At 74.0% G+C, this 10,097-nt stretch carries 7 protein-coding genes; 3 read left to right on the top strand and 4 right to left on the bottom strand.

The features are described 5' to 3' along the window. Window positions 1-121 precede the first annotated feature (121 nt). The 4 genes from AC07BF_RS12045 to AC07BF_RS12030 form a co-directional block, all read right to left on the bottom strand. Window positions 122-2,575: a transglutaminase TgpA family protein gene (locus tag AC07BF_RS12045; RefSeq protein WP_478333312.1), complete on the bottom strand. Its 2,454-nt coding sequence runs from the start codon at window positions 2,573-2,575 to the stop codon at window positions 122-124. Beyond that, the gene (locus AC07BF_RS12040; protein ID WP_363582934.1) at window positions 2,572-3,894 is read right to left on the bottom strand and encodes a DUF58 domain-containing protein; all 1,323 of its coding nucleotides are present in this window, start codon (window positions 3,892-3,894) and stop codon (window positions 2,572-2,574) included. The genes AC07BF_RS12045 and AC07BF_RS12040 overlap by 4 nt, the downstream gene beginning before the upstream one ends. A gap of 1 nt (window position 3,895) precedes the next feature. Beyond that, on the bottom strand, window positions 3,896-4,840 hold the full coding sequence (locus AC07BF_RS12035; RefSeq protein WP_363583028.1) for an AAA family ATPase: 945 nt from the start codon (window positions 4,838-4,840) through the stop codon (window positions 3,896-3,898). 373 nt (window positions 4,841-5,213) lie between these two features. Further along, entirely contained in the window at window positions 5,214-5,756 is a 543-nt protein-coding gene (locus AC07BF_RS12030) for a beta-class carbonic anhydrase (protein ID WP_063347243.1), read from the bottom strand. A gap of 563 nt (window positions 5,757-6,319) precedes the next feature. Between AC07BF_RS12030 and rsmH the strand changes: the two genes are divergently transcribed. The 3 genes from rsmH (at window position 6,320) to AC07BF_RS12015 (ending at window position 10,093) form a co-directional block, all read left to right on the top strand. Further along, complete coding sequence (gene rsmH / locus AC07BF_RS12025; RefSeq protein WP_363582932.1) at window positions 6,320-7,294, top strand: 16S rRNA (cytosine(1402)-N(4))-methyltransferase RsmH; 975 nt, start codon at window positions 6,320-6,322, stop codon at window positions 7,292-7,294. Between the two features lie 133 nt (window positions 7,295-7,427). Continuing rightward, window positions 7,428-7,922 carry a cell division protein FtsL gene (gene ftsL, locus AC07BF_RS12020; protein WP_363582930.1) on the top strand — a complete coding sequence of 165 codons (495 nt, stop codon included), beginning with the start codon at window positions 7,428-7,430 and terminating at the stop codon, window positions 7,920-7,922. Next, window positions 7,919-10,093: a peptidoglycan D,D-transpeptidase FtsI family protein gene (locus tag AC07BF_RS12015; protein ID WP_363582928.1), complete on the top strand. Its 2,175-nt coding sequence runs from the start codon at window positions 7,919-7,921 to the stop codon at window positions 10,091-10,093. Before ftsL ends, AC07BF_RS12015 begins: the two co-directional genes overlap by 4 nt. Window positions 10,094-10,097: the final 4 nt, after the last annotated feature.

Genomic DNA, 10,097 nt, shown 5'->3' with positions numbered 1-10,097 from the left:
CCCCCCCCCCCCCCCCCCCCCCCCCCCCCCCCCCCCCCCCCCCCCCCGCCGCCCCCCCCCCCCCCCCCCCCCCCCCCCCCGTTCCCGCGTCCGCGCGACGGCCCGTTCGCCCGGGCCCCGCTCAGGACTCCCTGGAGGCCTGCTCGGACTCCGGCTTGCGCTTGCGCCGGGAGACCACCCGCCGCACCGGGCCGGTGACCGCGGCGGACACCCGGCCGACGCTGGTGCCGACCGCCTCCCGGGCCGCCCGCAGGGCGTCCGAGATCCGCCACCACAGCTGGGCCGAGGACGGCGGCAGCAGCACCGCCCTGGTCCGCCCGGCCCGGCCGGCGGTGGCCCGCAGGCCCTGCCGGGCGGTCCGGACGTCCGCCGACAGCGGGGCGGTGGTGACCTGGCCGGCCGGGGCGTAGAGCACCCGTTCGGTGGCCAGCGCCAGCCGCCCGGCGGCCGCCGCCGAGTCCGCGTCCAGCTCGGCCTTCTCGGTGATCCGCCGGGCGGCCGAGCGCGGGGTGCGTGACTCGTCCGGGGGAATTCCGAGGTCCCAGGCGGAGTCGATCAGTTCGTCCCAGGCGGCCAGCACCTGGGCGTCGGTGAGCTCGGCCGGGCCGCCGCCGGGGCCGCGCCGGCCGCCGGGGCCGAGCCGGCGCCGGCGCAGCGCCGACCGCCAGAGCATCGGCACCAGCAGCAGCGCGATCACCAGCACCACCACGGCGGCGCTGCCCAGGACCTGCCCGGACAGCAGCCAGGAGTCCTCGGCGGCGCTGCTGACGGCCTTGCTCCTGCCGCCGCACTCACCCAGCTGGCGCTGCTTCGCGTCGCAGTCCTTGCTGTCGGTCGGCGCCGCGACCGGCGCCGAGCTCTGCGCGGAGGCGGTCGGCTGCTGGGTCGGCGCGGTGGTCGGGGTGGTGGACTGCTCGGTGTAGCGGGGCTGGACGCCGCGGCTCGGGGTGGGCTCGAAGCGCAGCCAGCCGTAGCCCGAGAAGTACAGCTCGGGCCAGGCGTGGTACATCCGGCCGGTCACCGAGTAGACGTTGCCGCCCTTGGCGTCGCCGGGAGTGAAGCCGACGGCCACCCGGGACGGGATCTTCAGGGTACGGGCCATCGCCGCCATGGTGGAGGCGAAGTGGACGCAGAAGCCCTTGCGGTCGCGCAGGAAGACCGCGATCGCGTTGCTGCCGGTGCCGCCGTTGACCGCGGTGTCGTACTGGAACTGCGGGCCGGTGAACCAGCTCACCAGCGCCATCGCCCGGTCGTAGTCGTTCGTCGCCTTGGCGGTGACCTCGTGGGCCTGCTGCGCGACGACCGGCGGGAGGTCCTGGGGGAGGCCGGTGTAGTGGTCCCGGATGTCCTGCGGCGCGGTCGACGCGGTGCGCAGCTCGTTCGCGGTGGGCCGCACGTCCAGCGCGCTGACGTGGTAGCGCAGGCTGCGGATCGCCCGGTCGTTGGTCGGCAGGACGGTGCGGGTGAGCGGGTCGAGCTTCCAGTCGGACCGGTTGGGGACCTGGACGGAGGCGGCCGGGTAGGGCATCGGCAGCCAGCTCTTCTCCAGCCGGTCGCTGATCTGGAAGTCGCCCTCGATCCGGGGGAGGTTGGCGTCCCGCAGGCCCTCGGGGGCGGGGAAGGAGGACGGGAGGTCGTTGACCGTGGTGCTGCCGAGCCGCCAGTTGGTGCCGTCGAACTGGTCCAGCGCCCCGGTGCGCAGGTAGATCTGGTCGGCGATCTCGCTGTCCAGGGTGTAGCTGAGCAGTTCGTTGTTGGTGGGCTTGGTGACCGCCGACTCCAGGCTGACCAGCGGGTCGAGGCTGGTGGCCGACCCGATGGAGCTCTTGCCCGAGGACCCGCCGGAGTCGGGGCTCAGCAGGCCGGAGTCCCAGTGCGGCAGGACGACCGGCAGCAGCAGCGCCGCGACCAGCGCGAGGACGCCGACCTGCTGGCCGCCCGGGCTGACCCGGCCGGAGCTCGTCCCGTCGCGCGAGCCGCCGTGGAAGACCCGGCCCCAGCGGGAGACCCGGTCCTGCCCCTCGGCGAACAGCAGCACCAGGTAGCCGGCCGACGCCAGGGCGAACCAGAGCCAGCTGCCGTGGTCCCCGGAGAGCCCGTTGCCGACCGAGTACAGCGCCAGCAGCGGCAGCCCGGCCAGCGCCGAGCGCCGGTACGTCACCGCGACGGTGTCCACCACGACGGCGACCAGGCCGACCGAGGCGACCAGGATCAGCCGCAGGCCGGGGTTGGGCGGCGCCGGGATGGCGTACACCTGGATGTCGTCCAGGCCGGAGTTGATGACGTGGTCGAGGGCGCGCAGCGAGGACGGCCCGGGCACCACGCCGCCCAGCAGCGAGCCGGAGCCGGCGAAGCCGATCAGGATCAGCAGGAACAGCACCAGCAGCTGGCCGACGGGCACCGTCCAGCGGTACAGCGGGGCCCGCCGCAGGCCCGCGCCGACCGCCGCGATCACCGCGATCACCAGGAAGGCGTGGGTGACCCAGCTCCTGGTGGTGAGCAGCGGGGTCAGGCAGAGCGACGCGAGGGCGGTGGCCAGCGCCGAGTAGACGGTCAGTTTGGCCCGGGTGGTCACGCGCCGGCCTCTTCTCGGTAGGGGGAGGTCGTCTTGGCGCCGTCGGCGGCCTGCCAGAGGTCCGGGACGGAGTCCCCGGAGCTGACCGGCAGGACGGTCCAGCCGGCCTCGCGCAGCTGCCGGACCCGGTTGCGGAACTCGTCGCCGCCGGTGTCGGGGGCGAGCATCCGCAGGCCCGCCCAGGTGCCGGTGTCGAGGAGGAACGCGACGGCCCCGCCGGTGCGGCTGCGCAGCCGGGCCAGCCGGGCGGTCTGCGCCTCGTCGAGTTCGCCGAGCACGGCGACCAGCAGTCCCTCGCCGCCGGCGCGCAGCGGCTCCTCTGCGCGGGAGAGGCCGGCGCCGTCGGACAGGTCGGCCACCGCGAGCGCGTCCAGGATCAGCCCGGAGGCGTCGGCCGCGGTGTTGCCGCCGCCGGCGCCGGGGCCGGGCACCCACTGGCCGGTGTCGGTGAGCAGCTGGGTCTGGTAGCCGCGCTCCAGCAGGTGCACGGCGACCGAGGCGGCGCAGCTCACGGCCCACTCGAAGGAGGAGGCGGGGCCGATGCCGCGGTGGCCGATCTCCCGGGTGTCCAGCAGGACGGTCGCGCGGGCCCGCTGCGGCTGCTCCTCGCGGCGCACCATCAGTTCGCCGTACCGGGCGGTGGACTTCCAGTGCACCCGGCGCAGGTCGTCGCCGGGCCGGTACTCGCGCAGGATCACGTCGTCGTCGCCGGCCAGCGCCAGGGTGCGGGCACGGCTCTCGCCCTGGCCGCCCCACTCGCCGCTCAGCCGCACGTGCGGCAGGGCCTGGACCTGGGGGACGACGGTGAGGACGTCGGAGGCGGAGAAGGAACGGTTCACCTCGCACATCCCGAACGGGTCGGACAGCCGCAGCTGGAGCGGCCCGAGCGGGTAGCGGCCGCGCAGGTCGGAGCGGACCCGGTAGGAGACCTCGCGGTGGCCGCGCGGCTCGACCCGGTCCAGCACGAAGCGCGGGCGCGGCCCGAGCACGTACGGGACCTTGTCCTCCAGGAGCAGCAGCCCGGTGGGCACCCGGGAGACGTTGTCGACCCGCAGGTGGACCCGGGCCTCCTGGCCGGCCACCGCGCGACGCGGGCTCAGCCGGCGGCCGCTGGCCACCCGGTAGCGGGTGTTGGCGACCACCAGCGCGGCGGCCAGCGGCAGCGCGGCGAGCAGCACGCCGACGCGCAGCAGCGCGTCCTGGTCGAGCAGGTAGGCGCAGCCGACCGCGGTGACGCCGGCGGCGAGGAAGGAGCGCCCCCGGGTGGTGAGGCCGCGCAGCCCGGTCCGCAGTCCTGACGTCGGGTCGGACGGGGCCACCTCAGCCCCTCCGGACGGCCGGGCCGCCCTGCGGGCGCGGCAGCGGCAGCCGGGCGACCAGGTCGGTCACGATCTGCTCGGCGGTGCGGCGGCTGAGCTGGGTCTCGGCGGTCGGCATCAGGCGGTGCGCGAGGACGGGCACGGCCAGGCGCTGGATGTCGTCCGGGGTGACGTAGTCGCGCCCGTCGAGCGCGGCGGCGGCGCGGGCGGCCCGGACCAGGTGCAGGGTGGCGCGCGGCGAGGCGCCCAGACGCAGCTCGTGGCTGGTTCGGGTGGCGCCGACCAGGTCGACGGCGTAGCGGCGGACCGGGTCGGCGATGTGCACGCTGCGCACCAGGTCGACCAGCTTGAGGATGTCGGCGGCGTGCGCCACCGGCTGGAGGTCCTCCAGGGGGCTGGCGCCGGAGTGCACGTCGAGCATCGCGAACTCGGCCTCGGGGCTGGGGTAGCCGATCGAGATCCGGGCCATGAAGCGGTCCCGCTGGGCCTCCGGCAGGGGGTAGGTGCCCTCCATCTCGACCGGGTTCTGGGTGGCCACGACCATGAACGGCGAGGGCAGCTCGTAGCTGGTGCCGTCGATGGTGACCTGGCGTTCCTCCATCGACTCCAGCAGCGCGGACTGGGTCTTGGGCGAGGCGCGGTTGATCTCGTCGCCGACCACGATCTGCGCGAAGATCGCGCCCGGGCGGAACTCGAAGTCGCGCTGGTGCTGGTCGTAGATGTTGGTGCCGGTGACGTCCGAGGGCAGCAGGTCGGGCGTGAACTGGATGCGGCGGACGGTGCAGTCGACCGAGCGGGCGAGCGCCTTGGCCAGCATGGTCTTGCCGACGCCGGGCACGTCCTCCAGCAGCAGGTGGCCCTCGGCGAGCAGGACGGTCAGTGCGACCCGGACGGCCTCCGGCTTGCCCTCGATCACGCTCTCGATGTTGGCGCGGATCCGGTCCACGACCGCGGCGAGCTCGGGAAGTCCGGCCCGGTGGTACCCGTCCGTCCCCTGGCCGCCCCCCGCAGGACTGCCGAGACCGGCCTGATCGCTGTAGCTCGTCACCCGTATACGCTCCCTGGCACCCTGTGCCCGCCTCACCCCGAGGCCGGACCCCACCCCATGCTTGACGCGGCCTTCCCGGGGGCGGTTCCGTCGGGAATCCGGTGCCGGGGTAGCGGCCTGCGGCCTGGCCGCCCCAGGTGGTTCGGGGTCTGACCGGCAGGCGCATTCTCCCCTGACCGGTGACCAGAAGTCACCCTCGGGACGGCCCCGGATGCCCGGACGCCGTTGGCCGGGCGGTGCGCGGTGCGGGGCGGTGGTGCGGGTACGGGGTTCAGTGGATTTCGCGCAGGAGCCCGGTGTGGACGTCGAAGACGAAGCCGCGGACGTCGTCGGTGTGCAGCAGGAAGGGCGAGGTGCGGACCCGCTGCATGGACTGGCGGACGTCGCCGTCGAGGTCGACGAAGGCCTCCACCGCCCACTGCGGGCGCTGGCCGACCTCCAGCTCCAGCTCGCGGCGGAAGTCCTCGGTCAGCCCGAGCAGGCCGCAGCCGGTGTGGTGGATCAGCGCGACCGAGCGGGTGCCGAGGGCGCGCTGACTGATGGTGAGGGAGCGGATGGTGTCGTCGGTGACGACGCCGCCCGCGTTGCGGATGACGTGGGCGTCGCCCAGTTCGAGGCCGAGCGCCGCGAACAGGTCGAGGCGGGCGTCCATGCACGCCACCACGGCGATCTTCTGGACCGGGCGGGCGTCCATGCCGCCGTCCCGGAAGGTCACGGCGTACTCGCGGTTGTCCGTGACGAAGCGGTCGATGATGGCGGGTCGCGGGGAGTCGGCAGCGTCGGTCGGCGTCGGCCGGTCGGGGGTCACTGTCATGGTGGCGACGTTAGTGCGATTCGGGCGTCCGCGGTGGGGAGGAGAGCTACAGATCGGGCCGCTGTGATCGAGCGCATAGCCACAACAGGCGGACCGTTCCACGCGTTCGGGAGGGTTTGTCCGGGCTGGTCCCGGAGCGCCCGCGGGGCGGGTGCGCGGGTGGGGCGCGCGGCCGCTCCCGCGGGCCCCCGGCCGGCACCTCCGCGGGGCCACTCCCATGGCTGCGACCTGCGGTGATCCGTACCGCCGCCCGGGTGGTGCGCCGGAGCGGACCATTGACTGGCGGGGCCCGCGCGATAGAGTTTGCGGCGCAGTGGAGCACACCCGCCGGATCCCGTCAACCGGGCTTTTCCGGCCTGGGTGGCCCGGTTGATGCGGCCCGTGGCCTCCACCCGCTCCGTGCCCACCTGGCGCACCTTCCCCGGCGCCGGGCGGTCACGATCTTCCCCCTGGAGCGGGCGGGGACCACGGGCCGCGTCGTCGCGTCGTGCAGTGGTGGGCGAGAATGGTCGGAGCTCCCGGTCGTCGGGCTGCTCCGCACCTGAGGAAGGGCGCCACCGCGCATGACCACCAACGATCCGGGCCCCAAGCACGTTCCGGTCATGCTGCAGCGGTGCATGGACGCCCTGGCTCCGGCGATCTCGCGCCCCGGGGCGGTGGTGGTGGACGCCACCCTCGGCCTCGGCGGGCACAGCGAGGCGCTGCTCACCCAGTTCCCCGAGGTGCGGCTGGTCGCGGTGGACCGCGACCCGCAGGCGCTGAAGCTCTCCGGCGAGCGGCTGGCGCCCTTCGGAGACCGGGCCACCCTGGTGCACGCCGTCTACGACGAGATCCCCGAGGTGCTGGAGCGCCTGGACATCGACCGGGTGGACGGCGTCCTGTTCGACCTCGGCGTCTCCTCGATGCAGCTGGACGAGGCCGATCGCGGTTTCGCGTACGCGCAGGACGCGCCGCTGGACATGCGGATGGACCAGACCCGGGGGATCAGCGCGGCGGAGGTGTTGAACACCTACAGCCACGGTGCCCTGGCCCGGATCCTCAAGGTCTACGGCGAGGAGCGGTTCGCCGGGAAGATCGCCTCGGTGATCCTCCGGGAGCGGGAGAAGGAACCGTTCACCAACAGCGCGCGTCTGGTCGAGTTGGTGCGGAACGCCATTCCGGCGGCGACCCGCCGGACCGGCGGGAACCCGGCCAAGCGGACGTTCCAGGCGCTGCGGATCGAGGTCAACGGCGAGCTGGAGGTCCTGGACCGGGCGATTCCCGGTGCGCTGGAGGCCCTGGCGATCGGCGGTCGGATGGTCGTGATGTCCTACCAGTCGCTGGAAGACCGGCTGGTGAAGCAGTACTTCGCCGCCGGGTCGACCAACACCGCGCCGCCGGGGCTGCCGTTCATCCCGGAGGAGCACCAGCCCTGGCTCAAGCTGATCACCCGTGGTGCCGAGCTGGCCACGGAGGAGGAGATCGAGGAGAACCGGCGCGCCGCGCCCGTACGGCTGCGGGTGGCGGAGAGGATCAGGGACCGTAGCAAGCGGGGCTGAAACGTTGGCCCCGGCGGGGTCCGAAGGGCGGAGGAGAGCAGTGGGGCCGGTGGCCGGTGGGGTCCGGGCGGGGCGGGGATCGTTCCCCGGACAGGGCAGGGCGCGGATCACGGTCCGGCCGGGGCGGCGTCCGGTGCGGGGCCGCACGCCGTTCGCGGTGCTCGTGGTGGTGCTGCTCGCGGCGGGGCTGCTCGGGCTGCTGGCGCTGAACACGGCGCTCAACGAGGGCTCCTTCGAACTGTCCAGGCTGCAGAAGCAGACCACCGTGGCGACCGACGAGAAGCAGGGCCTCCAGCACCAGATCGACCAGAGCTCGGCGCCGGACGCGTTGGCGCGGCGGGCCGCCGAGCTGGGCATGGTCCCGGCCGGCGGGATGGCCTTCCTGGACGTCCCGAACGGCGGCAAGGTGATCGGCACGCCCGGACCGGCGCAGGACAGCCCGCCGGTCAAGCGCTCGACGGTCGACCCGTGGCCGATGAAGCAGCCGGCGCCGAGCGCCCCGGCGGGTGCGCCCCCGGCGAGCGCCCCCCCGGGCGCGCCGAGCCCGGCGGCGACGGCCGGTGACTCCGTGGTCCAGATCAACCCGGCCTCCCCGGCCGCGCCGTCGACCGGAGGTGCGGGCCGATGAGCACGCCACGTCAGCCGTCCGGAGGCTCCGGCAACGGCCGCCGCCAGCCGCCCAAGGGCGCCGCGCCCCGCGCGGCCGCGCCGCGCGGCCAGTCCGCCGGCAAGGCCCAGCCCGCGAAGGGACAACCCGTCAAGGGACAGTCCGCGAAGGGGCAGCCGGCCAAGGGCCAGCCCGCCAAGGCCGCCGCCGCCCGTACACCCCGGGCACCGCAGCAGCGCCGCCCCGAGGGCCGCCCGCCGGCCCGGAGCCAGGCCGCCGTCCGGCCGCGCCGCCCGCTGCGCCCCAAGGCGCTCCGGCTGGCCGAGCCCAAGCGCCGCCTGCGGGTGATCACCGTGGTGATGTCGCTGGTGTTCTCGGTGTTCGCCGGCCGCCTGGTACAGCTCCAGCTGCTGGACTCCGACGCGCTGGCCGCCGACGCCAACACCAACCGCTACCTGAACATCCCGATCACCGCCGAGCGCGGCTCGATAACGTCCTCCGACGGGGTGGCGCTGGCCGCCACCGTCGACGCGTACGACATCACCGCAGACCCGGCGATGTTCACCCCGGCGGCGACCGGCATCCCGGACGCCCCGGAGCAGGCGGCCGCCCTGCTGGCGCCGATCCTCGGCGTGCCCAAGGACAAGATCGCCGCCGACCTGCACACCCCCAAGACCCGCTATAAGCGGCTCGCCGCCCAGCAGACCCCGGCCACCAAGAGCCAGATCAGCGACCTCAAGGCGGGCCTGGAGAAGCAGGCCGGCTCGCGGACCTGCCAGGCCCAGAAGCGGCTGCTGACCAAGGCCGCCGACCAGGGCGGACGCACCCGGGTCGACAACGAGTGCGCCAACCCGCTGGCCGGGGTGTTCAACCGGGAGACCCAGAAGCGGATCTACCCCGCCGACGGCCTGGCCGCCAACCTGGTCGGCTTCGTCAACGGTGAGGGCGAGGGCGCCGGCGGCCTGGAGCTCCAGTACCAGAAGCAACTGGCAGGCAAGGACGGGCACAGCAGCTACGCCCAGGCGGGCGGCCGGCTGGTGCCCACCGCCGGGGGCTCGATGGACCCGGCCGTGCCCGGCACCGACGTGAAGCTGACCATCAACCGGGACATCCAGTGGGCCGCCCAGCGGGCGCTCACCGACCAGGTCGCCAACTCCGGGGCGGAGAAGGGCTACGTCGTCGTCCAGGACGTGAAGACCGGTCAGGTCCTGGCGATGGCCACCGCGCCCGGCTTCAACCCGAACGACCTGAGCACCGCCAAGCAGTCCCAGATGGGCAACGCCGCGCTGGTCGACGCGTACGAGCCGGGCAGCACCGCCAAGCTGATGAGCCTGGCCGCCGTCCTGGACACCGGCAAGGCCAACTGGGACACCAAGGTCACCGTGCCCAACCGGCTGGTCCGGGCCGGCCAGCAGTTCAAGGACGACGTTGAGCACGGCGACTGGTACCTGACCCTGGCCGGGGTGCTGGCCAAGTCCTCCAACATCGGCACCATCGAGGCGGTCGAGACCCTCGGCGCCGACCAGTCGGAGGTCAACAAGACGCTGGACGGCTACATGCGCAAGTTCGGCGTGGGCCAGCCGACCGGTCTGAACTTCCCCGGCGAGACCCCTGGGATGCTCAAGAAGCCGGGGGACCTGGTCGCCTCGGAGAAGTACAACATCGCCTTCGGCCAGGGCCCGCTGCAGATGAACGCGCTGCAGGCCACCTCGGTGTACTCGACCATCGCCAACGGCGGCGTCCGGGTCGCGCCCAGCATCGTCCAGGGCACCACCAGCCCGGACGGCAAGTACACCGCGACCCCGCCGGGCGAGCAGACCCAGGTGGTCAGCGAACAGACCGCCAAGACCCTCACCTCGATGCTGGAGTCGGTCGTCGACGACGAGCAGGGCACCGGCGGCAAGGCCGCCATCCCCGGCTACCGGGTCGCCGGCAAGACCGGCACCGCCAACCGGGGGGCCGCCAACGGCAAGGGCTACGACGGCTACACCGCCTCCTTCATCGGCTTCGCCCCCGCCGACGCCCCCCGGTACACCGTCTCCTGCACCCTCCAGGGGCCGGTCAACGGCCACTTCGGCGGCCAGCTGTGCGGACCGGTGTTCAAGCAGGTGATGGAGTTCACCCTGAAGACCATGCAGGTCCCGCCCAGCGGCAGCCAGGCGCCCAACCTGCCCGTCGAGTGGAAGCCGTGAGCGA

It is taken from the genome of Kitasatospora sp. NPDC043950, from assembly GCF_056435345.1.
Note: the sequence above shows the minus strand (reverse complement) of the source record. Positions and strands in the feature narration are given on the sequence as shown.